The sequence below is a fragment of the Pedobacter psychrodurus genome (genome assembly GCF_004331735.1).
Lineage (GTDB): Bacteria > Bacteroidota > Bacteroidia > Sphingobacteriales > Sphingobacteriaceae > Pedobacter > Pedobacter psychrodurus.
Map to the genome: position 1 here is coordinate 201,559 of NZ_SJSO01000008.1, position 23,328 is coordinate 224,886.

Consider the following 23,328-nt stretch of genomic DNA (forward strand, 5'->3'; position numbering starts at 1 on the left):
ATAAATTTATAAAAAAAAGAAAAGAAAAGCAATCTTTTTAAAAAAATTAAAAAGATTTTATAAAATTCACTTATTTGTAGCTGTACTTTACTAATAAATCAATTTGATAGAAAGAAATTGCAATTTTTAAATTCGATTTAAAAAAATATGGTGCAAACAGTTGAGAATTACTTAGAAATACCAATTCGATTTTAATTGAAGTACATTATACAAAATTGTTAGAACCAATTCCCCCCAGGCTTTGTAATAAATTAAGAGATATTATGCCTACCTGGATATAGTAGTAGACAATTTATGAAAACTATTGCAATTAGCAACTTCGTCTGTCAAAGCTCTTATTTATTTTTTTCGACTTTCTAAAGCATCAAGACTTTTATATTCATCTCCTTCTTCATATTTTAGAAATACCAGCAGCATGGTAAGCATTTCATCAGTAGACTTCATATCATTAGCAGAAAAAACCATTTTTGGAGGGTTATTTGGGTTATTTGGATTTTCCTTTGTATTATCATAAGTCCCTTCTATAGTGAGTACCGATCCTTTAGGAACTTTAATCAACTTATTGAAGCGATAGATTTCTTGCCACCTAAAATCCCAGGCGGGGATGGATATCAGTTTAATGGTATCACCTGCGGCTGTAACCGCATAAGACTTAAAGCTCTTACCTAGCAAATGCATATGTGGCCATATATACAACAAAGATTGATCTTGGGGGGTTAAAATTTTAAGATTGAATTTTTTAACGGAATCGGCTTGAATCATAAAATAAGGATCAATAGAACTTTCCCCAACTCCACCGGAACCTAAGCTCACCACATTTACTACCCGTTTAATTGGAGTTTCCTTAAAAAACAGATTTATACCCGATATGTCTTCCTCATCTTTAGCAAGAGGCGCATAATGAATGGTTAGTAATATAACCCCTCTTTTGGGCATGACCCAGCCTAAATCAGCGGGATAAGACTCGAAGGAAGTACCAGGTATCCAACCACCATAATAAGTCATTTCTTTCTTAAACGGTAAATACTGATCATAATTGACCCTGGACTCATCTGTTAGATTTACAAAATCTGCAGCCTGATTAATATCTATATTATCAGCCACCGGGTGTATAGCAAAGTTAGCATGGTGGATGATTTTCTTATTAGCGGAAACAAATTCTATGGCTGCAACATTTTTTGCAGTGGTCATTTCGAATGGAATTTTAAATACAATAAACCTTTCTTCATTATCACCCTTAACAACAAATGCCTTTTTAACTTTCAGTGTGATATCAGGTTTCCTTGTGTATTGAGTTCCTGAGATAAGGTTATCGGTTTCTGGTTCGCCATTTTTACTCACTCCTTCTGGAGCCTTATTTTCTATCCAGCTAATAATTGTTTTCTTTTCTTGATTGGTTAAAGAACGGTCATTTGCAAATATCCGATAATGGTTATCGGGTTTCCATGGCGGCATAAATCCCGATTCGACAACATCTCTGATAAATGAAACTCTTTTGGCAACATCTGCATAAGTTAACAACGAAAAAGGCCCTGCTTCCCCCGGACGGTGACATGGTGCACATTTGTTGCGGATAATAGGTGCGATGTGCTCATAATAGGTGATTTTCTGACCAAAAGAAGACTTAAAGAAAAAGCAAAATACAATTATTGCAATGAATTTATTTAGCATATTACAGATCATTGATAAGACAGCCAACAGGTATAGTCTGAGTAAATTTATAATTTGAAATATTAATATCCTTTATTGCATCATCCAGATAATGCTCAGTAATAACCTTTCGTTTTACACCTAGTTTTGCCTGCCAGTTATCAATTAACCCCCGGTATCTGATATTTCCTTTTTGGTCTACTAAAATCACTTCGGGGGTAACTTTTGCTTTAAGGGTATTGGTTAGTGATTTATTTTTATCCAAATAAATATCAAAAAGGGCATCGTAACTCTTGGCAAACAAATTAATTTCATCAATAGTATAACTTTTACCAGGTACAATACCAATGATTTTAACTTCCGGGTACTGCTTAGCTAGCGCATTTAATACAGGCGTATAGTTTTTACAAAGTGGGCATTCTGGTGATAAAAAAACAAAAGCTGTATTTTTCTTTGTTTCTATTAAAGTTTTTTTATTCTTCACATTAACAAGGTTACTATTTTTTATTTGCTCCCAAAGTAATTTATTAGGCAGTCTGGCCTGGCTAAATACCTGAGTTAACGAAAAAAAAAGTAACCAAACAATGCTTGTTATCAATTTCATAATACAAAAAGAACTCCTAATCTGGATTAGGAGTTCTGCTAATTTAAATAAAGATTCTTTTATTTCTTATCCCACCAAACTCTGCCTAAAATATCACTCGGACCTTGACCAAAATCAGGATCTGCCTGCATTACTTTATAAGCAGCAACAATGTTTTGATAGTTTAAATTGGTAACAGAAGGAAAAGCTAAACTTGCTCTTCTCGGAATTACCTGCTCTGTCCCACTCGCAATAATTTTTTCGAGTTTTAAAACTGTTGTAGAATTTGGCATTCCTGTTCTTTTGTATAGCGCCCAAGCCTCATTAGGTTGCTTAAAGAAATTTAGATATGCCTGACCGATAATTTGGTCTAAAGCTCTGGTCGCATCAAACTTAATATCTGCTTTAGCTGTATAAGCTGCAATTTCAGTAGGGGTTGAGGCAACATAACTTAAAGCTCCACTTCTATCCACAATCTGTGCTTTATTAGCCAGGTCATCGTAAAAAGCAATAGAAGCATTTACGCCTTTATTGTACCAATCTTCAGCCGATTCTGCTGTTACCGACCTAGCGGCTAATTCCGCTCTCATAAAACAAACATCTGCATAGGTAATTAAAGGAAAAGCATTTATGCCTTTTCCACCATTTTCACCTGCTGCAAATAAGCGTGGCTGAATGAGTGATAACGAATCCATTGTCTGATTAACAGTTTGTCCCGTTGAGTTTACCACAGAAATGGTAATATTATTAAAGAAATTTGCAAATGCGGGAGCTGCTGAAACATCAGGACTGGTTGGCACACCATAAAATCTTCTGGCATCAAAAGTAGCTGAGGCCGCAATTTTATTTTGAGCTTTTGCAGCGTCAAAATTAGCCTGAGTAAACGTATTTTGCTGATAGAAAAATCTAATCCTTGGATCACCATTGGTGTACATGAAATCTACAACTGGTTTTGGTGCCCGTAGGCCAGCAGCAGACCAATCTCCGCCATCAGCATAAGTTGCATTGGCTTTGAAAACCCAGCTATCTGTTGCACTGTTGATCAAGCCACCTGGTGCAGCTAAAATTTCAAGAACCTTAGCTTTCATTTTTACGGCGTCTCTTTTCATTAAACGCATAGCAATACGTAAACGGGTAGAATTGGCAACTTTTATCCAATTGGCAACATTACCCTGAAAAAACAAATCGTTTGTACCTAAAGAGGCCTGTGCAGTTGCTTGCGTTGTACCCAAAGTTGTTGCCGATTTTTTTAATTGCGCATCCAACAATTCAAATAAAGCTTCCTGGGTATCGTACTTTGGTGTTTCTGTACCCCCATATCTTACCATAAACGCATCTGTATAAGGCAAGCTTCCGCTTACATCTGATACATAAAATGCATAATATGCTTTAACAATATGTGCTATTTCTATTTCATAAATCCTTTTTGCCTGCTCTTCTGCCGACATTTTCTTTACCAGTTCTTCCATATCGGTTAAATTGCCCCCAACGCCTGGATAAAAATTGTTATATCTGATATTTCTAAAACTTGCTGCATCAGAAATAAAAGTTACACTATTTCCGTTTAAAGCAGTTAACATCTGCATCCAGGGCATAATGGCCCTGAAATTATCGTAATAAGCCTCAAACCGATCTCCCTGCATGTTGATAACCGAATTCATAAATTGCTGCTCGGGTGTTATTTTATCAATAATGGCAGGGTTTGTATTCAATTCTACAAACTTTTCCTTTTTACATGATGATATGGTAATTCCTATTAATGCAGAAAGCATTAGAATTATGTTACTTGTCTTTTTCATTTTCAATTTCTTTAACTGTTAATTATTATAATGCTGCCCTTACTGAGAATGCAAAAGTGCGTACATACGGCATACCACCATATTCTGCAAAAGCACCTGCACTATTATTAAATAAACCTTCTGGGTTTAAGTGATCAGGCAAGCTATTATATATATACATCAGGTTTCTTGCGGTAACACCAACATTAACCTGTTTGAAATTAATTTTATCGGTAAATTTCTTTGGCAAAGTATAACCCAATGAAACTTCTCTGAGCGCAACCCAGCTATTTTCGAATGTAGAATATTCCCTGATACCTGTAGACCATTGTGTCAATCTCGCATAGTAAATCCGCGCACTCACGGGTTGTACATAACCTTTATCTGCTGCTTCCTGAAAAGTTAATCCACCAACGTTAATGTTGTTAATAATAGTTCCTTTCGCAAATACACCATCTGGAATAATACCATCATTAGCAATTACGGCACCTGAGGCGTCTTTTCTTGGTAAACCACCAAAATCAGCAGAACGGCCAAACAATGTACTTTCGAAAGCACCAAAGTTAGAGCCATATTGATGTGTACCTGATGCCATTAAACCACCAACTTTAGCATCGATCTGGAAACCTAAATTGAAGTTTTTAAATCTGATGTTATTGATTGAGCTTGCATTGAATTTTTCCATCATCGAGCCTAGGATCTTGTTACCCTGTCCGGCATCACCACTTCTAAAGAAACTTCCATTTGCTTTTAACATTTTTTTGCCATTGTTTGGGCTATCGATATTATTACCTGCGGCATCGGTTGCCTGATAAGAAGCATAACCATAACTAGTGTAAATACTACCGTATTCTTCGCCAGCAATAGCAACAGAGGTCATATCAGCTCCAAATGCATAACCTAAAGTATATGAATCCACACCAGGAGCTAAGCTAAGAATCATGTTTTTGTTTCTAGCAAAATTAATAGAACTAGTCCATTCTAGGTTTTTAGTTTTGATAGGTGTACCTGTTAACAAGATTTCGATACCTTGATTGCGAATATTGCCAGCATTAAATTGTTTTGCAGTAACCCCAGATTCTCTTGGTAATCCCAAAGAAAGAATTTGGTTTCTAGTGTTTTTTCTATAAAAAGAAAAATCAATTCCTAAACGATCGTTAAAGAAACGCATTTCGGTTCCCAACTCTAATTCCTTGGTTAATTCATTACGTAGGTTATTGTTTCCCAAAGTATTATCCGTAAAACCATATCGAGGCATTTGTCTTCCTGTTTCATCCGTATATGTTCCGATAAATTGATACTTGCCTGCACTTGTAGCATAAGGATTGGTTCCCAAACCTGTATACCCATAGTTTACTCGTAATTTACCGTACGAAAGAAATCCAAATGCGGTTGTATTTTTTAATGATTCAGAAAAAACATAAGATATACCCGCTGCTGGATAAGTATATGAATAGTCACCATGACCATCAGGATAAGTTAAGGTTGATGACCAATCGTTTCTCACACTAAAGTTTAGAGTAAGCATGTTTTTATAGGTCAAATCACCAAAACCATATACCGCATCTGTTCTCTGGCTTCCATCTAAGCTAGTATTGGTTACTTGAGCATTTACCGAGTTACCCATAAAGAATTTGCCTGGATCTTTTAATCCACCATCGGTTCTGGTACGGGTATAATTGTTACCAAAGTCTTTGGTGGTCTCAGCCCCTAAACTCATATTGAAATCAAAATTATCGCTTAATTTCTTACTTCCGTTTAACAAAAACTGCAACCTGCTACTTTTTTGATTTGATTGACTTAAAGCATATTCTCCCCCTGCAAATCCTACGCCGCTACCAATGTTTTTCGTTTCTCCTGTAATATTAATCTGGTTTAATGTTCCCCTAACAAGTGCATTTAGCCAAGGTGTTATATTTGCTTTAACATCTATATTACCCCTAAAATTATTCTCGCGCTGCCTCACATTTGTTTCGTAAATATTGAACCAAAGAGGAGATAACCCATAAGGATCGTTGTTGCCGGTTAATACTCCTCCATTTGCCGGATCGATGTATTTATTCTTCCAATAATTTGTATCATAGCTTCTTGGGTTACCGTATACAAGAGCAAACAATGGATTATTATTGTTTGATTGGTTAATTGGGTTAAAACTATTGCTGACGGTATAATTTACACCTGCGTTAATTTCGAATATTTTTCCGAATTTTTGAGAACCTCTAAAATCCAAGGCATCACGCTCGAATTTGTTATTCGGCAAAATACCTGTGCTGTATAATTTTGAATAGGAAAGTCTGAATGTACCAGTTTCGTTGCCACCTTGAAATGCCAAATTTGAATTACTATAATTACCTAGCTTATAGGCGTCTAGCAAATTGTTTGGTTGTGCATTCCAGCTAATCATCCTTCCATCAATATCCTTCACCTGACTTCCGTCGAAACGAGGGCCAAAGCTCCAGAAATAGTTCGCTGCATCTATTACAGGCGTACCCGAAGCATCTTTTGTGAAAGTTGGATTGATACCAGCACCAAATTCGTTCTGTAAATCCATTGTTTTGTATGCTTCTTCAATGGTTTGTGTATGTGAAAATGAAATACCTAAACCTTGTCCACCTTTACCTTTTTTAGATGTAATTAAAAGGACACCATTTTGAGCTTTTGAACCATATAGCGAACTTGCCGCAGCACCTTTTAAAACGGTAATACTTTCATAATCATCTGCATTTAAGTTTTTCATGATATTTCCAAAATCCTGAGGGCTGTTTCCGTAAGAGTCGGCTCCGCTTACTCCTGGCTGGATAAGGACTCCATCAATAACAACCAAAGGCTGTGTATTTGCGCTTAAAGACGAATTACCCCTGATTCTGATTCTTGATGACGATTGTGGTCCTCCTGAACCTTGATTGATCATCACGCCGGCCACTTTACCTTGTAATGCATTTACAATGTTCTGCTCGTTAGCTCTAACTAAATCCTCGCCCTTTACTTCTTGAATAGAATAACTCAGCTTTCTAGTTTGTTGCTTTACACCAAAGCCTGTGCTTACAGTAACTTCTTCTAGAGATTTCGAATCTTCTTTTAAAGAAATATTGAAATTTTTGTCACTTCCTACAGTTACTTCCTGACGTAGGAAACCAACGGCAGAAAAAACAAGAACATCATTACTTGAAGCACTGATGCTAAATTTACCATTTGCATCGGTTTGGGTTGATCTTTGTGTACCTTTTACAGAAACATTGGCTCCTGGAAACGGTCCGGACGCATCTTTTACTGTCCCGGTAATTATAGTTTGTGCATGAGCTGCAATTGCAAAGAATGCGAGTAAAAGCAGGCTCAAAAATTTAAAGTACATTTTCTTCATGTCCTATTTTGTTAGTTTTTTAAATAATGTGATTAGTTGGTTTAATTTTTAGATTGGTTTGTTTTATGCCATAAATTTTAGTTTAAGTTATCATTGCTTGTATTAAAGTCAATAGGCATATGCTTGACCTATTAATTTTTTATTCTACTCTGCGTAAAGGGAATATAGTTTATTAAAAATAAGGACTAACTGTAGCAATACAGCGATCATATCTAAATCATCAACTCACGGCTCGATTAATTTTGAAATCGTAATTACTTAGTTTAATTTGGTTTACAACAAACTTATGAAAAAAAAACATAAACAATGAAAACTTTTTAATTTTTTTAAAAAGGTGATTTTAGCACAAAAAAAGGCCTGCATTAAGCAGGCCTTTGTCAAAAAAACGTTTTAAATAAGGGATATTAATGGATCCCCATAAACAACCTGCTCCATCTTATTTTGTGCAAGAAAGATGCAGTACTGTCCCAGCTCATCCAAACAAATAAAGCTTTACCTACAATGTGGTCTTCAGGTACAAAACCCCAATAGCGCGAATCGGCTGAATTGTGGCGGTTATCGCCCATCATCCAATAGTAGTCCATTTTAAAAGTATAAGTAGTAGCTACCTTATCATTAATGTACCAAACACCTGCTTTCTGCTCTACTTTGTTTCCTTCGTAAGTTCTAATTGCCCTGTAATACAGTGGCATGGTATTGCTATCGATTTTAACTGTCCATCCTTTTGAAGGGATTTTAATCGGCCCGAAGTTATCCCTGTTCCAAACTCTATTTGGGTCGTTAGGAAAAACACCTCCTGGAACAGCTCCAGCAGGATCAGGACTTAAGGTTACTGTTTTTACAAAATCGAAAGTTTTCAGTTTTTCTGCAATTTCTGGTGAGGCATCTAAAATATAGGTATTGGTAGCCACCGCTGGTGCACCGCCTAAATTTAAATTAAATTCATCAAGCACAGCGTAATTAAAATCCATGGTTTTAAATTCGATGCGATACGGCATCATACCTGTATTTTTTAAAGGCTCATTTTTACCATTTACATTGGCAATACCGTTGCTCATCGAAATTACATCGCCAGGAATACCAATACATCTTTTAATAAAGTTTTCACGCTTATCTACCGGACGGTCTATTATCGTAAATGTACTTCTAACCTGCTGCCGGCCCATGCTACGTTCTAAAGCATAATAACTTTCTGCCTGGTTTTCTACTGCAACAGTATCTCCTTCGGGAAAGTTGAATACCACTACATCGTTTCTTTTAATTTTAGATAAACCTGGTAAACGGTGATATTTCCATTGTACACCATCCCAATAAGCTTTGGTAGAAGTGGTTAACGGCATAGTATGGTGAGCAAAAGGAAAAGCAACAGGCGTCATCGGGATACGTGCACCGTAATTAACTTTGCTAACGAAAAGAAAATCGCCAATTAGTAATGATCTTTCCATCGAACCAGACGGAATGGTATAGGCTTCGATAAAGAATACGCGAATAATGGTTGCTGCTACTACTGCAAAAACAATTGCATCAACCCACTCACGGGTTTTTGTTTTTTTCTTCTTTGGGGCATCTTTTTTTCGTTGCCAGAACTTATAATTCATATATCTTATTTTTGGTTTCGCGATTTATTTAATCGGTTACCTGTTATCTGTAATCCTTTGGTGATTTCACAAATTAAATGATCTCACAGATTTATATTGTGCTTTGGTCTTTCAGCTTTAAACTTTGGTCTTTAGGCTTTATTCAAAAATATCAGTAATACTGAAAAATCCTTTTTTATCTTTTAGCCATTCTGCTGCTACTACAGCACCTAAAGCAAAACCAGCTCTGTTATGGGCCGTATGTTTAATTTCTATTTCATCTACCTCGCTACTGTAAATTACCGTATGCGTGCCTGGAATATTTTCTATCCTGTGCGATTCTATCAGCAGTTGTTCTGCTTTCGGAAACAATTCAATATCAGTGCCTACCACTTCGTTTAACCACTCCTGTTTTCTGTCCAGGTTATCTACAATCCCTTCTGCAAGGGTTATGGCTGTACCACTTGGCGCATCCAATTTTTGTGTATGATGGATTTCCTCAACCTGAACCTCATAAGCCGGGTAATTATTCATCAGCTTTGCCAAAGTTTGATTAAGCTTAAAGAATAAATTTACACCAATACTAAAGTTAGACCCATAAAGTAAAGTATTGTTACTGCTGTTGCAATCGTCTTTAACTTCTTGAAGTTTGCCATACCAGCCCGTTGTACCTACTACTATTGGCACATTGGCATCAAAACAGGCATCAATATTTTTTAAAACCGAATCAGGTGTGCTAAAATCGATAGCCACATCTGCTGATTTTAAATTTTGTCTGGTTAAATCTTCCTGATTATTGATTGTTATTTTTAAAACAATTTCGTGGCCACGTTCTACTGCAAATTTCTCGATAATCTGCCCCATTTTACCATATCCTAAAAGCGCAATATTCATCTGTTTATATTTATTTCAGTTTTTATTTTTGTTTAACATTAAAGTTAATTGGCAAATGATCATGATTTCAAAATCTATAGTCAGTAATCATGACGTTTTCTATATTAAAATGTTAGTGATAATTTTAATGCAGGCGTTGCATTGAAACCATATACCGAATTGGTATTAATCATCGATGGCATCACCTTAAAAGAAAGATTATCATCAATATTAAAGAAATGCAGGCGAGCTGCCACATAGGCATCTACTATATTGGCGAAATAAACCAAACCGTAAGAAAACAATACAATCTGTTTGTTTCTTCTGTAGGTATCTTTACGCTGGGTTATGCCTGTAGTAGAATAACGGCTACCAAAAGGACCGTTAGGATCAGGCTGATCACTGTTCGAGTCGCGATACTGCAATTCTGTTAATGCCAAATCATATTGTTTGCTACTTTCGATGTACGACATTGTAAGCACCGTTATCCCACCATAAATTGCCGCAATTTTACCTCCGGTATATAATTTCTGAAAAAACTGGCTTTTGCCTGCTCTACCACCATAACCATCGTTAAGCAACTGCATATTGTATAATTGCCCCCAGCCCGGTATAATCATCGATCTGAAAACAGCTTTTCTGCCGGCAACCTTACCCGGATTAATATACTTAGCTTTCATCGAATCCTTTCTGGTCATCGTTTTTTTAGCCGCAGTATCTAATGACTTAGCTAATTTTATTTTCGAAGTATCAGCAGGTTTTAATACCGTATCCTTAACCTGCGCCGAGGCTAAGTTTACAAGAAAAAATGTAAATGCAGCAACCAGTATTAAAAGCTTAGTCTTTTGCATTACCAGTCTAATAACTCTAAAATTCGGTTTAAGTCGTCATCACTCATAAAAGGAATTTCTATTGCCCCTTTACCGTTCTGACTTACTTTTAACTTTACACGGGTAGCAAATTTAGAGGCCAGATCGTCTTGTAATTTTTGATATTGAAAAGAAACACCTTTTACCTTGGGTTTCTCACTAGCTGGCAAAGGTATATGTTGGAGATTGCGAACAATCTCTTCTACTTTACGTACCGATAATCCTTTCTCTAAAATTTCTTGGTGGATATACAATTGTTTATCAACACCATCAACATTAATTAAGGCCCTTGCGTGGCCCATGCTAATTTTCTGGTCGCGGATGGAAGCCTGGATAGCTGGTGGGAGTTTTAACAAACGCAGGTAATTGGTAACCGTTGTACGGTTTTTACCTACACGTTCTCCTAATTGTTCTTGTTTTAAGCCTACCTCATCAATCATCCTCTGGAAACTCAATGCAACTTCAATGGCATTTAAATTTTCGCGTTGAATATTTTCGATCAGGGCCATTTCCAACATTTGTTGGTCGTTGGCACTGCGGATGTAAGCAGGAATCTGTGTTAAACCAGCTAATTTCGATGCCCTGAACCTGCGTTCGCCCGAAATGAGTTGGTACTTATTTGCGCCGAGTTTTCTAACCGTAATCGGCTGGATCAAACCCTGTATCTTAATCGAATCGGCAAGCTCATTTAAAGCTACCTGGTCAAATTCGGTACGTGGCTGAAATGGATTGGTTTCAACTTCAGTTAAACTTACGTGACTGATATTGCCAATCTGCTCGGTTTCGCTAACAGCATTTACCTGCTGTTTCGGCGGATGAGCAGATTCGCTATCATCTAAAAGCGCACTTAACCCTCTTCCTAAACCTGTTTTTCGCTGAAAAGATGTCATCTATAATTTATAAAGTTGCTGTTCCTATGTTTTCTTCTTCCTTTAAAAGGCCGTTTTTCTTTACAATTTCGCGGGCAAGATTAAGGTAGTTAATTGCACCCTTGCAATTGGCATCGTGCATAATTACCGAAACGCCATAACTAGGCGCTTCACTTAAACGTGTATTACGCTGAATAATCGTATCGAAAACCAGTTCGTGGAAATGTGTTTTCACCTCTTCTACCACCTGGTTTGATAAACGTAAACGCACATCATACATGGTAAGTAAAATACCTTCAATTTCTAAATCAGGGTTTAAACGGTTCTGAACAATTTTGATGGTGTTTAATAACTTACCTAAACCTTCTAAAGCGAAATACTCGCACTGAACCGGAATAATAACCGAATCGGCAGCGGTTAAAGCATTAATGGTAATTAAACCCAGTGATGGAGAACAATCAATAATAATAAAATCATACTGATCTTTGATTTTCTCCAAAACCGCTTTCATTTTATACTCACGGTTGTTCAGGTTAATCATCTCGATTTCTGCACCAACCAGATCGATGTGGGCAGGCAGTAAATCTAAATTTGGTGTATCCGTTTTTTGGATTGCCTGCAAAGGATCAATATCATTAATGATACACTCATAAATACTATCTTTAATATTCCGGGGATCGAAACCGATACCTGAAGTCGAATTTGCCTGAGGATCAGCATCAACCAATAAAGTTTTGTATTCTAGTACGGCCAAACTCGCAGCCAGGTTTATAGATGAAGTTGTTTTACCAACGCCACCTTTTTGATTTGCTAATGCAATAATTTTGCTCATCTATGTATCCGAAATTTACTTAACGTTTATTTGGGCTGTGTTATTTATGCGTTTTAATTGGCAAAAAGTTCTATTTTTGCGTTGTTTGCGGCCTTTTTCACAATCAGCTAAGATACAAACTATATGGCAATTTTAGCAAGAAGCGCATTTGGGTTTTACACATCTTATTAACAATTATCCATGATCACAATTATAGCCGCTACCAACAGGCCCAATAGCAATACGCTAAAAGTTGCTAAATATTACCAAAGGCAACTAAAAGAAAAAGGAGCTGATGCCAGTTTGTTCAGCCTGGAGCACCTGCCTATAGATGTTTTGAACACGGATATGTATGGTAAAAGATCAGCAGCTTTTCAAGAGATCCAGAACATGATTAATAACACCGAAAAGTTTTTATTTATCATGCCAGAGTACAATGGAAGCTACCCGGGGGTATTAAAAGTATTAATAGATGCCTGTAATTTCCCCGATAGTTTTTATGATAAAAAAGCAGCTTTGGTTGGCATTTCTTCTGGCAAATATGGCAATATTCGTGGTGTAGATCACTTTACAGGCGTTTGTCATTATATTCATTTGCATATTCTACCCTTACGTTTGCACATTCCGAATATTAAAACCGAATTAGATGCCGAGGGCAACTTAAGCCAGCCAGATACGGTTAAGTTCACCAACGAGCAGATAGAGAAGTTTATCAGATTTTAACCCATCATTCCTCTGCACCAAGCAGCCCTGAATCTTATTACCGGCCGTGCCACTTAAACCTGATTGTAATGAAAGCCCGCAGCTTAGCGAGGACTTGGAATGAAAAGCAGGACTGACGCCGCTATGTAACAAAGGTTTTGCTTTCCAAAAACATAGTCATTATATCTTTTTTGAGGAAAGAAATTTCAGCAACACCTAGGTTCCGATAGTCCTGCTCTCCACTTTATCCCGATGAAACCTGTGAAACAAGCAAGCACACAATAAAAGACAAAACAGACAGTGCTTAAATCGGGATGTTCGCTGCGATCAGGTTTAAGGACAAAAGATAGAGCCATGACCTTAAAAATCGTTCAGTCTAAATTAAATTTTCATTTTCTGCATCCTGCAACCCCAAATCTTATTACCGGCCGTGCCACCTAAACCCAATGGAAGCGGGCACGCAGTAAAGCGGACAGGGTGGAAAGAATTTATCTTTTGCTGTCATTCTGAGCATCGCGAAGGATCTCCGAGTAATTAACCACTATCTTTGTTTTTGTAGTATCAATAACACGTTCGTCATTCTCGCGCATGCGAGAATCCTAAAGCGGTCGCTGTTTTCTTGCCCTTTGCGCATTCTTGCCTCGGCTCACCGCCGCCGAAGTGACTCTTACTTTTGGCTTGGCCCAAAAGTAACAAAAGTCCAAGGCTTGGATCTGATGTCGGATAAATTCGTCAAAGCTTTTTTGGTCGCCAGCACAAGTTCCGACGAAGGGTCAGAAAGTGTGTGCTGCCTCGGGGCAGTGGTAGGTTGAAAGAAGGTGCTAAAGCTTTAACGTTTTCTCCTTCCATCATATCCTAGGCCGGATAGCAGGGTGCAGAACTGAACTACATCATCCAAAATGCTTACTAAACTGCTTTCCGAAAAAACAAAAGCTCATATTTATTTTTTGTTTTGAAAAGCAAAACCTGTGTTTCATATTAGCTTCACTCCTGCTTTCTGTTGCAAGTCCTCGCTACGCTGTGGGCTTTCCACGTCAATCAGGTTTAGGAACATAAAACAGTACTTTGAACTTTCAAAAGTCACAATTTCATTTTGATAAAAACCCTTCCAAAATGAAAAGGTTTTTTTGCTTAAAACAATCACAAAAACATCCTATCAGCCTAAAAAACAACAATTTAAATAACAATCCAATCTACTGGCATAGCTATTGACTACAGGCTAAACAGATGCTATTTATTTAACCTTTGTTATATAATTTAGTTAATCAGGAAACAGATTTAATTATAACCTATTTTTACACAAAAAAGAGAGAAATTACTTTACGTTACTTAGCAAAAACCTCTCCGCCCTTTGCGGTTAAACTAAAACACAATGAAAATAAAAACCAAGCTCCGCCTCGGATTCGGGTTTCTCTTTATAATCGTTTTATCCTTCGGATTAATCGCGCTCTTTTACTTAAATGAGCTCTCTGATAAATCGAAGGTAATCCTTAAAGACAACTACAAATCGTTGAAATATGTTGCTGCTATGCGTAATGTAATCGACCAGAACCAGTTTCCATTAAACAGTCCACAACTGGCTATATTTACTGAAAACCTAAAAAATGAAGGGTTAAACATTACCGAACCTGGTGAAAAAGTGGCTTTCCAAAAATTAGGAATAGCTTTTAACGTGCTGAACAACTCACAATCATCAGCCATTAAAGAAAATAGCATCAAAAATTTGCGCGTTGCGCTGCAAAATATCGAAGAGGTAAATATGAAGGCCATTTACGATAAAAATGAATTGGCTAACCAAGCTTCATCAAGGGCAAACCTGTATATCATGATTGCAGCTACGCTGAGTTTTATTATCCTATTTACGTTCATTGTTAACTTTCCGGGTTTTGTGGCCAATCCACTTGCCGAATTTAGCGCGGCGATTAAGCAAATCAGTCGTAAAAACTATAAACAGCGCCTGCATTTCGAAAACGAGGATGAGTTTACAGAATTGGCAGACTCTTTTAACGGAATGGTTGTTAAACTAAACGAATGGGAAAATAGCAACTTATCTAAAATTAAATCAGAAAAATCGCGTATCGAAGCCATTATCGCACAAATGCAAGATGCCATAATTGGCTTAAATGAAAAAGGAGAAGTACTCTTTCTAAATCATCTGGCTGCAAAACTAATGAGTCTTGATGAAGATAAGGTTATTGGCCAAAACGTGGCCGAACTGATGCAAAAGAACGAACTGCTTAAACGGATTATTAAACCTGAAACAGATGATAATACCTTAAAAATTTATGCTGATGATAAAGAATCTTATTTCCTGTTGGAAAACCGCGAAATCATTATCCCAAATTATGAAGAGCAGGACGAAAGCACATTAATTGCCTCTTCTAAATCTGCAGGGAGTGTTTACACTTTAAAAAATATTACCCAATTTAAAGAGCTCGATGAAGCCAAAACAAATTTTATCGCTACGGTTTCGCACGAGTTAAAAACACCGCTATCGTCTATCAAAATGAGTTTAAAGTTACTTAATGATGAGCGTGTGGGCGCTATGAATGGAGAACAGCACGAGCTACTTAACCACATCAAAGAAGATAGCGACAGACTTCTAAAAATCACCAGCGAACTGCTAGACCTTTCGCAGGTAGAAACAGGTAATTTAAAACTCACTTTTGCCATAACCAAGCCTGAAGAAATTGTGAGCTATGCCGTTGATGCAGTTAAATTTCAAGCGGAACAAAAATCAATTCAACTGGTGCTTAACTGCAATCAGAACTTACCAAATGTGAATGCCGATATTCAGAAAACAGCCTGGGTACTGGTTAATTTTTTATCTAATGCATTGCGATACAGTTCCGAAAAATCAAAAGTAATCATAGATGTTTTCCAAAAAGATAATTTTATTGATTTCTCTGTGCGCGATTTTGGAAAAGGTATTGACGAAAAATACCAGAAAAGATTATTCGACAGGTATTTCCAGGTACCAACCGATGGTCAGAATAAATCGGGCTCTGGATTAGGCCTCGCCATTTCTAAAGATTTTATAGAAGCCGAAAACGGAAAAATATGGGTAGTAAGTGCTATTGGAGAAGGTAGCAAGTTTTGTTTTAGCTTGCCTATTGTGGAATAGATTCCGCGTTTTTCTTTACCACAGAGGACACCAAGCTTGCACTGAGGTATACAGAGGTAAATAAAAAATGTAAAACAGAAGATGGGAGATGGAAAACGGCACCTCCAAACGCTTAACGCTGTGTGCCCCGTGCCCGTTTCTCTGTTTTCTCTGTGGTTAAAACTGGAGAGACTATGCTACCCAGCGTTATACTATATACGGCTCCATTTCCTTATCAATGCTTTTACGTAATTCCATCAGCTTAATGGCATAACCATGCATGGCAATTTCTTTTTCGGTTTTGGGTTTAAAGGCTGGAATTGCCTTTGGCTGTCCATCGTCGTTTACTGCAACAAAGACAATAATACAGTGCGTGTTCTTAACAAAATCGGTTTGACCTACTGGTTTAGAAAAAGCATCAACTGCAATATGCATGCTGGTTTTGCCTGTGTAAATAATACGTGCTTCCATTTTAACCAAGTGCCCGATATGAACAGGATGAAAAAAACGGATTCCACCAACATAAACCGTCACACAATAGGTTTGGCTCCACTGTAAGGCACAGGCAAAAGCAGCCTGGTCGATCCACTTCATCATCATTCCCCCATGTACCTTACCACCATAATTTACGTCAGAAGGTTCGCTTAAAAATTGAAGTTCGATGTGGTTTTTGGTTCTGGGCATGATAATGTTTTGATAAAATTGTTTGGTTTAATGTCTTTGCTAAGATATTATAAAATAAGATAAAATTAAAAGCCCCAACAAAACGTTATGACGATGCAATACGGGTGATGCTGAACGTGATCGTCATTCTCAGCTTGCCTGGGAATCTTAATGATTTAGCTAGGTTTGCATGGTGCTTTAGGATTCCCACCTACGTGGGAATGACGACCGCTCTTTTACGATCTATTAATCGTAGTCTAGTCGAACAATCTTAATAGCATGATAGATACTGAAACAAGTTCAGTATGACGGAACGTAAAAATGGGAATGTCGGTGCAGTTAGATATTACCATCTGACTGATAAACAACATAGTGTCAGTTGGTAACAACTGACACTACAGAATATTTAACCACAGATAAAAAGGATTAACACAGATAGGGATATCCGATCCGTGTTTATCTGTGTCCATCTGTGGTAAAAAACAACAACACAAAATTATTTCACCACAATGCTAATCGCATATCCCCCACCCGGAGCACAATACTGAGCTAATTTAGTTTTACTGGTTACCTCCATTTTGCGAATGGTATAAGCTTTAGGGTTGGTTTCGTAATTTGCATCTTTTGCATCGGCATAAATGGTTGCGGTATATTTTTTACCCGGATCTAAAAAGTTTAAGTCGATTTTAGAGGTACGGGCAACTTCATCATTGGTACGGCCTACAAACCAGTTATTTTTACCCTTAGCCTTACGCGCAAAAGTGATATAATCGCCTGGCTCCGCTTCTAAAACTTTGGTATCGTCCCAATCTACTGCAACATCTTTAATAAACTGAAAAGCATCCATGTATTTATTATACGTTTCAGGCAAGTCGGCAGCCATTTGCAAAGGACTATACATCGTTACATAAAGTGCCAACTGACGCGCTAATGTACTGTGTACAAAAGAGGTGTTTTCGGGATTATAAACACTTACTTTTGTTTCAAAAATACCAGGCGTATAATCCATCGGTCCGCCAATTAAACGTGTAAATGGCAAAATCGTAGTATGATCAGCATTGTTGCCGCCAAAAGCTTCATATTCTGTTCCCCTTGCCGATTCATTTCCAATTAAATTCGGATAGGTACGCGCCAGGCCTGTTGGACGAACCGCCTCGTGTGCATTAACCATAATTTTATACTCAGCAGCCTTTTGGACGGCATACAGGTAATGATTGTTTAACCACTGTCCGTAATGATGCTCCCCTCTTGGGATCATGTTACCTACATAACCGCTTTTAACGGCATCGTAACCATTGGCTTTCATAAATTTGTAAGCAGTATCTAAATGGCGTTCGTAGTTCCTTACCGATGAAGAAGTTTCGTGGTGCATAATCATTTTAATGCCTTTGCTCGCTGCATAGCGATGCAATTCTTTTACATCGAAATCGGGATAAGGTGTTACAAAATCAAATACATAATCTTTTGTTTTACCAAACCAATCTTCCCAACCCTCGTTCCAGCCTTCGACCAAAACAGCATCTAGTCCGTTCTTAGCAGCAAAATCGATATATTCTTTTACATGCGCAGTATTTGCAGCGTGTTTTCCATTGGGCTTTGTCTGGGCATAATCAGTTACACCCAATTGCACACTGGTTAAATCGTTATAGGCCCAGGTACTTTTGCCTGTAATCATTTCCCACCAAACACCTACATACTTGGTTGGCTTTATCCACGATACATCTTTAAATTTTGTTGGTTCGTTTAAGTTATAGGTTAGTTTTGAAGTTAAAATATCACCTGCTTTATCGCTTACAATAATGGTTCTCCAGGGCGACAAACAAGGGGCCTGCATATAACCTTTATCACCAATTGCATCAGGGGTTAACCACGATTCCAAAACCATATTTTTATCATCTAGATTTAACGACATTAAAGAATAGTTGATCAATGCTGCCTCATGGATATTGATGTATAAACCATCTTTACTCTTCATCATCAACGGCGTTTGTAAGCCCGTTGGCGAAAAAGTAGTTTGCGATGCATTTGGCGTTACCGCAGCTTTCATTTTAGCACGAACTTCTGATAGGTTTGAGGTTATGGTACTGTACTCTTGCGTATCATAATCGCCCGGAAGCCAAAACGCTTTATGATCACCGGCCAGTGCAAACTGGGTTTTCTCTTCTTTAATGACAAAATAATCTAAGTTTTTCTGCTCAGGAAATTCATACCTAAAGCCTAAACCATCGTTAAACAAACGTAAACGCACAATGATGTAGCGGTTGCTTTCTTTTTGGGTTAGCGTTACGGCCAGCTCATTATAATGGTTTACAATTTCTTTTACTTCGCCCCAAACCGGTTTCCAGGTTTCGTTAAAAGTGCTGGTTTTAGTATCTGTAATGGCGAAACCATCCATTAATGATTTACCTTCTTTAAGCTGCAGCCCCAGCTTACTGGTTTTAATAATGTCTTTTCCTTTGTACTTTAAACTATAGGTAGGTACTCCTCCTTCAGCCAAAGCAAAACTGGCCATAAGATTGCCATCCGGCGACTTCAAATATTCTTCGGGAACGTTCCCGAAAACATCCCCAAAAAATAGCAAGGTGCATATTAAAGTAAGGATTTTAGAGCGGTTAAAGGATTGGTTAGGTTTCTTATTCATATTATCATTTATTTATTATTATTTATATCACATTAGAACTTGCAGCTTTTGGTTGGTTTAACACTGAAAAAATATTTAATAAATACATTCACATCTCGCAACACTCAAAACGTATTTAATTAATACAAATCATATCAAGCGATAATTAAATCGTATTTAATTAAATTCAAATCGATTATAATTAGACGTCAATCGATCTGTTCAGATACTAATTCAGTCAAAAATTATTATTCAGACTCCGCAGTTTTTAAAAACCTACGAGGTCTTTCCCCGCAATATGTTCGCGTTAGGGATTGTAGGGGTTCAGTACCGATCCTTCATCGGTACCGGAGCAAAGCGTAGCCCTGAAAAGCCCGGCCCTTTCCCGATTCATCGGGATTAGGGTAACGCCCAAATCAGCTGGCAGTTAACAATTGGCAGTTAGCAGTTTTTTAACGTCTGTCTTGCCAAATAGATCCTGATCCCGATGTATAAATCGGGACAGAATGACGATTCGATCTGAAAAATCAATTTCTTGCTAGGTACTACTCTAAAAGCAAGGTATCATCGTCCTCATCCGTTAAACTCAACTGAACACTATCACTACCTGCAATGCCCTCTATCGAACCTCTGATATGGGTCGCATTCAACAATACTTTCTCTAACTGTTTTTCACGTGCTTTCCATAAGCGTTCCATCGCATCACGCTCGCGTTGTATGGATAGTTTCATGCTCATAAAACCCTCTCTAATGGCTTTCCATTGCTCTGAAAACTCTGCTCCCATTAAGTAATCGTAAAGCATGTGCATTTTTTCACCTCGGTTTTCCTGCGATTTTACTGCACCAGCCAAGCGCAAAATACCTTCACGCAACACATAGGCTACGGCATTTACTTCTTCGAAAGAACAGATCCAAACCCCATCGCGCTGCCCGAAACAATCCATACCTTTTGGATAACATTGACTCACGATTACCGCAACATCAATGCCCATGCTGCGCATATCTTTCTTCAGTTTTTCGATCCAGTCGCCGCCAAAATCTTTGGTACGCTTACTTTCGTAAATAATTTTACCGCATTCCTGCCCAAATTGATTACGCACCACTTGTACACAATCTGCACCACGCACTCCTTTACCAACTTCTTCAATTAAATCGAAAGGATAACTGGTACGAAGTAGCTCTTCCAAGATCAATTCCTGCACCTCGCCCTGCAATTGCATACTACCCTGCTCGGCTTTGCGTTTCATTTCTTCGGCCAATTTTTTCTGATCGTCGAGCTGTTTTTCCAATTCCTTTAAACGCAATTGGTGCTCAGTATCTTTAATGCTATTTTTTTCTGCCTCCTGCTTACGGATCTGTTCTACCAACTCGTTACGTTGTTCCTGCATTTTACGTTGAAAAGCAAGTTCCATTTCTTCTTCTTTTACCTTAAGGCTTTCCTCGCGGCGTAAAAACTCCAATTCTTTTTCACGTGCTAACTTTAGTTTTTCGGCATTATCTTTCGCATTACCTTCCAACATTTGCAGTTTGGTTTCAAAATCAGCCGAAATACTTTTACGCAGGTTCTCCTCCAGATTATCCTTAAGCTTGGTTTTCTCTTCAGCAAGTTTAGCATCAAAAGCTTTCAACTGCTGCTGTTTTTCTGATTCAAAAACCTGCAGTTTACGTTGATATTCTTCATCTTTCTGCCTTGCATAAGCAGCCGCTTTCTCACGTAACTCTTTCTTATAATCTTCGGCCATGGCTTCTTCCATCGGAAAAACATGAGCACAGTTGGGGCATTTTATTTCGGTAGGCATAAATTATTTTTTTACCACAGCGAACGCTTGGGTTTAGACAAAGATATTAAAGCTTTTTATGAATGTACAAACGAGTTTTGCACCATCACGATTTAAAGTACCTTCGATCTGATTTCGTGACCAGCGGCCAAAATTTTACTTACCGGGCATTTTGCTGCTATTTCTTCCAATCTGATTTTTTGTTCTTCAGTAAGTACTCCTGTACAGGTAATTTCTTCAAAAAATATAGTTTCGCCATTTTCGGTATCAATGTTTACTTCCACCTCAATTTTATCGATAGGCCATTCTTTTCTATCGGCATACATTCTTAAAGTAATGGCTACACAAGATGCCAAAGAAGCCATTAACAAACCTTTTGGTGCAAATCCTTTATGTGTTCCACCCAATTCTAAAGGTTCGTCTACTATAATATCATGAGAACCATTACTTACCGAACACGCATAGTGCTCTTTATTTATTGTTGCTTTTACCATTATTAAATTGGTTTTAATTGCCAAATATTGTGCATTAACTTTAAACTTCAGCAAAATGCTGGTCATTTTTTTTAAATGGACATCGCAATTTTATGACGGACTGCAACAGGCAGGATTAAAAAAATTGCTTTCCGTTCTTCGTTTTATAGGCCTGTTGCCCTACCACCCAGACTGTTTCTCCAAAAAACTACTGCACTTGCTTTCCAAATCAAAAAACATCAAACATTATAACAAGCGATTTGTTCATTTATAAAACCATATGATCATGAAATACAGAAAGTTAATCGGAAAATATTTAAAGCACGAATCGGATAACAGTGCAAAAATAGCACTTGCTTTAGTGGCTGGTTTAGCGGCGGGCGCAGTAATTAGTATTTTATTTGCCCCTGATAGCGGTGCAGGTACCCGCGGAAAAATTGTAGGCGGAGCTAAAAATCTACGTTATGGCTTTCAAGACAAATACAATCTTTTAAAAGAGAAGGTTTTTGGTGTAGAGGCCATCGAAGAAGATATTATTGAACATGAAGTGCCTCATTTTAAACATACTGTTGCCAAGAAGCGCAAATCGGATGTGAAAGAAATTTTAGAAAATGCCCATGAGAATGGTCAGGTGCAAGAAGGACAAGGATAAAACTATGCATTAATTGGTTATCGCCTTGCAATAACCAATTAATGCCACCCAACCCAATAACCATTAAACAATTTCTTAGTTTTACGGGATAATTTCTATACATGATTTTTATCCTCTCAAAGATTTTGCTTTTCCTCTTTAAACCGATAGTGTGGATTTTTGTGCTTTTGATTCTTGCAATTGCAGCAAAACAACCTAAACAAAGAAAAAGGTATTTAGTCTGCCTCTTAATTATTTTATTATTTTTTTCTAATGCTTTTATAGTTGGCAAAATAACAAGCAGTTACGAAGCCGGCTATCCAAAGGCAGAGAAATATGATGTTGGAATAGTACTTGGGGGCTTTTCAGGTTTAAATAAGCGAAATAATGAAATTGCTTTTAATTGGGCAGGTGATAGATTATTCCAAACAATTGCACTGTATAAAAAAGGACAAATTAAGCAGATACTGCTTAGTGGAGGAAGTGCAAATTTAATAGATCAACAAATAAAAGAAGCTGATTTAGCCATTAAATACTTAAAATTGATCGGTATTCCTGATTCTGCAATTTTGATCGAAAATCAAAGTAGAAATACCGTCGAGAATGCAAAATACAGCCTGGCACTTATCGCTAAAAAGAACCCTAAAGCTAAAATTTTAGTGATAACCAGCGCCTGGCACATCCCAAGAGCAAAACTGATTTTTGATAAACAGACTAAGCACAAGATTGAATATTACCCAACCAATTTTTCCGGAAGTACGGAATTTGAATTTAGTGATTTCATTATCCCAAATACCAGTGCATTAGGCGCATGGGAAATGTTATTTAAAGAATGGATTGGTTTGACTGTAGACCGCATAAGGGCTTAATGGCTTCAATCGGTTAATTCATTAATCGTGAACTTAGTAACCTGGCTATTATAAACAAACCATTGTTAACTAAACCCGACAGGAGCGGACATTCCGATTATTTTCAATCGGGATAAAG

At 37.5% G+C, this 23,328-nt stretch carries 17 protein-coding genes; 4 read left to right on the top strand and 13 right to left on the bottom strand.

The genetic code is table 11. The annotated features are described in order from the left end of the window. Positions 1 to 339: 339 nt before the first annotated feature. The 9 genes from EZ456_RS12505 to EZ456_RS12545 all read right to left on the bottom strand — a co-directional run bounded on the left by EZ456_RS12505 (position 340) and on the right by EZ456_RS12545 (position 12,392). Positions 340 to 1,671: a cytochrome c gene (locus EZ456_RS12505; protein ID WP_131530606.1), complete on the bottom strand. Its 1,332-nt coding sequence runs from the start codon at positions 1,669 to 1,671 to the stop codon at positions 340 to 342. A 1-nt stretch (position 1,672) separates the two neighbouring features. Then, positions 1,673 to 2,254, bottom strand: coding sequence for a redoxin domain-containing protein (locus EZ456_RS12510; RefSeq protein WP_131530608.1), 582 nt, complete (start codon positions 2,252 to 2,254; stop codon positions 1,673 to 1,675). A 59-nt stretch (positions 2,255 to 2,313) separates the two neighbouring features. Continuing rightward, on the bottom strand, positions 2,314 to 4,032 hold the full coding sequence (locus EZ456_RS12515) for a SusD/RagB family nutrient-binding outer membrane lipoprotein (protein WP_131530610.1): 1,719 nt from the start codon (positions 4,030 to 4,032) through the stop codon (positions 2,314 to 2,316). A gap of 25 nt (positions 4,033 to 4,057) precedes the next feature. After that, a complete protein-coding gene (locus EZ456_RS12520; protein WP_131530612.1) occupies positions 4,058 to 7,372 on the bottom strand; it encodes a SusC/RagA family TonB-linked outer membrane protein in 3,315 nt (1,104 codons plus the stop codon). Positions 7,373 to 7,776: 404 nt separating this feature from the next. Beyond that, positions 7,777 to 8,970, bottom strand: a complete 1,194-nt coding sequence (gene lepB / locus EZ456_RS12525; RefSeq protein ID WP_131530614.1) for a signal peptidase I — start codon at positions 8,968 to 8,970, stop codon at positions 7,777 to 7,779. Positions 8,971 to 9,108: 138 nt separating this feature from the next. Continuing rightward, positions 9,109 to 9,843: a 4-hydroxy-tetrahydrodipicolinate reductase gene (gene dapB, locus EZ456_RS12530; RefSeq protein WP_131530616.1), complete on the bottom strand. Its 735-nt coding sequence runs from the start codon at positions 9,841 to 9,843 to the stop codon at positions 9,109 to 9,111. Between the two features lie 104 nt (positions 9,844 to 9,947). Further along, a complete protein-coding gene (locus EZ456_RS12535) occupies positions 9,948 to 10,673 on the bottom strand; it encodes a DUF5683 domain-containing protein (RefSeq protein WP_131530618.1) in 726 nt (241 codons plus the stop codon). After that, positions 10,673 to 11,581, bottom strand: a complete 909-nt coding sequence (locus tag EZ456_RS12540; RefSeq protein ID WP_131530620.1) for a ParB/RepB/Spo0J family partition protein — start codon at positions 11,579 to 11,581, stop codon at positions 10,673 to 10,675. The genes EZ456_RS12535 and EZ456_RS12540 overlap by 1 nt, the downstream gene beginning before the upstream one ends. Positions 11,582 to 11,588: 7 nt before the next feature. Beyond that, entirely contained in the window at positions 11,589 to 12,392 is an 804-nt protein-coding gene (locus EZ456_RS12545; protein WP_029280114.1) for a ParA family protein, read from the bottom strand. 180 nt (positions 12,393 to 12,572) lie between these two features. Between EZ456_RS12545 and EZ456_RS12550 the strand changes: the two genes are divergently transcribed. Continuing rightward, entirely contained in the window at positions 12,573 to 13,094 is a 522-nt protein-coding gene (locus EZ456_RS12550) for an NADPH-dependent FMN reductase (protein ID WP_131530622.1), read from the top strand. A gap of 1,351 nt (positions 13,095 to 14,445) precedes the next feature. Continuing rightward, positions 14,446 to 16,197, top strand: a complete 1,752-nt coding sequence (locus EZ456_RS12555; RefSeq protein ID WP_131530625.1) for a HAMP domain-containing sensor histidine kinase — start codon at positions 14,446 to 14,448, stop codon at positions 16,195 to 16,197. Positions 16,198 to 16,383: 186 nt separating this feature from the next. Here EZ456_RS12555 and EZ456_RS12560 read toward each other — a convergent pair whose 3' ends face one another. From EZ456_RS12560 to EZ456_RS12575, 4 genes are all read right to left on the bottom strand, one after another. Further along, complete coding sequence (locus tag EZ456_RS12560) at positions 16,384 to 16,860, bottom strand: acyl-CoA thioesterase (RefSeq protein WP_131530627.1); 477 nt, start codon at positions 16,858 to 16,860, stop codon at positions 16,384 to 16,386. Positions 16,861 to 17,335: 475 nt separating this feature from the next. Then, the gene (locus EZ456_RS12565; RefSeq protein WP_225876530.1) at positions 17,336 to 19,480 is read right to left on the bottom strand and encodes a glycoside hydrolase family 97 protein; all 2,145 of its coding nucleotides are present in this window, start codon (positions 19,478 to 19,480) and stop codon (positions 17,336 to 17,338) included. Positions 19,481 to 20,004: 524 nt separating this feature from the next. After that, complete coding sequence (locus EZ456_RS12570; RefSeq protein ID WP_131530629.1) at positions 20,005 to 21,258, bottom strand: DUF2130 domain-containing protein; 1,254 nt, start codon at positions 21,256 to 21,258, stop codon at positions 20,005 to 20,007. A 92-nt stretch (positions 21,259 to 21,350) separates the two neighbouring features. Next, a complete protein-coding gene (locus tag EZ456_RS12575; protein ID WP_131530659.1) occupies positions 21,351 to 21,731 on the bottom strand; it encodes an OsmC family protein in 381 nt (126 codons plus the stop codon). Positions 21,732 to 21,996: 265 nt separating this feature from the next. Between EZ456_RS12575 and EZ456_RS12580 the strand changes: the two genes are divergently transcribed. After that, complete coding sequence (locus EZ456_RS12580; protein ID WP_131530631.1) at positions 21,997 to 22,362, top strand: YtxH domain-containing protein; 366 nt, start codon at positions 21,997 to 21,999, stop codon at positions 22,360 to 22,362. 101 nt (positions 22,363 to 22,463) lie between these two features. Further along, on the top strand, positions 22,464 to 23,210 hold the full coding sequence (locus tag EZ456_RS12585; RefSeq protein ID WP_131530633.1) for a YdcF family protein: 747 nt from the start codon (positions 22,464 to 22,466) through the stop codon (positions 23,208 to 23,210). Positions 23,211 to 23,328: the final 118 nt, after the last annotated feature.

What these genes read in the sequence shown, in the direction of transcription:
- EZ456_RS12505 (WP_131530606.1), bottom strand. Translation starts at nt 1,671, where the DNA reads ATGCTAAATAAATTCATTGCAATAATTGTATTTTGCTTTTTCTTTAAG.
- EZ456_RS12510 (WP_131530608.1), bottom strand. Translation starts at nt 2,254, where the DNA reads ATGAAATTGATAACAAGCATTGTTTGGTTACTTTTTTTTTCGTTAACT.
- EZ456_RS12515 (WP_131530610.1), bottom strand. Translation starts at nt 4,032, where the DNA reads ATGAAAAAGACAAGTAACATAATTCTAATGCTTTCTGCATTAATAGGA.
- EZ456_RS12520 (WP_131530612.1), bottom strand. Translation starts at nt 7,372, where the DNA reads ATGAAGAAAATGTACTTTAAATTTTTGAGCCTGCTTTTACTCGCATTC.
- lepB (WP_131530614.1), bottom strand. Translation starts at nt 8,970, where the DNA reads ATGAATTATAAGTTCTGGCAACGAAAAAAAGATGCCCCAAAGAAGAAA.
- dapB (WP_131530616.1), bottom strand. Translation starts at nt 9,843, where the DNA reads ATGAATATTGCGCTTTTAGGATATGGTAAAATGGGGCAGATTATCGAG.
- EZ456_RS12535 (WP_131530618.1), bottom strand. Translation starts at nt 10,673, where the DNA reads ATGCAAAAGACTAAGCTTTTAATACTGGTTGCTGCATTTACATTTTTT.
- EZ456_RS12540 (WP_131530620.1), bottom strand. Translation starts at nt 11,581, where the DNA reads ATGACATCTTTTCAGCGAAAAACAGGTTTAGGAAGAGGGTTAAGTGCG.
- EZ456_RS12545 (WP_029280114.1), bottom strand. Translation starts at nt 12,392, where the DNA reads ATGAGCAAAATTATTGCATTAGCAAATCAAAAAGGTGGCGTTGGTAAA.
- EZ456_RS12550 (WP_131530622.1), top strand. Translation starts at nt 12,573, where the DNA reads ATGATCACAATTATAGCCGCTACCAACAGGCCCAATAGCAATACGCTA.
- EZ456_RS12555 (WP_131530625.1), top strand. Translation starts at nt 14,446, where the DNA reads ATGAAAATAAAAACCAAGCTCCGCCTCGGATTCGGGTTTCTCTTTATA.
- EZ456_RS12560 (WP_131530627.1), bottom strand. Translation starts at nt 16,860, where the DNA reads ATGCCCAGAACCAAAAACCACATCGAACTTCAATTTTTAAGCGAACCT.
- EZ456_RS12565 (WP_225876530.1), bottom strand. Translation starts at nt 19,480, where the DNA reads ATGAATAAGAAACCTAACCAATCCTTTAACCGCTCTAAAATCCTTACT.
- EZ456_RS12570 (WP_131530629.1), bottom strand. Translation starts at nt 21,258, where the DNA reads ATGCCTACCGAAATAAAATGCCCCAACTGTGCTCATGTTTTTCCGATG.
- EZ456_RS12575 (WP_131530659.1), bottom strand. Translation starts at nt 21,731, where the DNA reads ATGGTAAAAGCAACAATAAATAAAGAGCACTATGCGTGTTCGGTAAGT.
- EZ456_RS12580 (WP_131530631.1), top strand. Translation starts at nt 21,997, where the DNA reads ATGAAATACAGAAAGTTAATCGGAAAATATTTAAAGCACGAATCGGAT.
- EZ456_RS12585 (WP_131530633.1), top strand. Translation starts at nt 22,464, where the DNA reads ATGATTTTTATCCTCTCAAAGATTTTGCTTTTCCTCTTTAAACCGATA.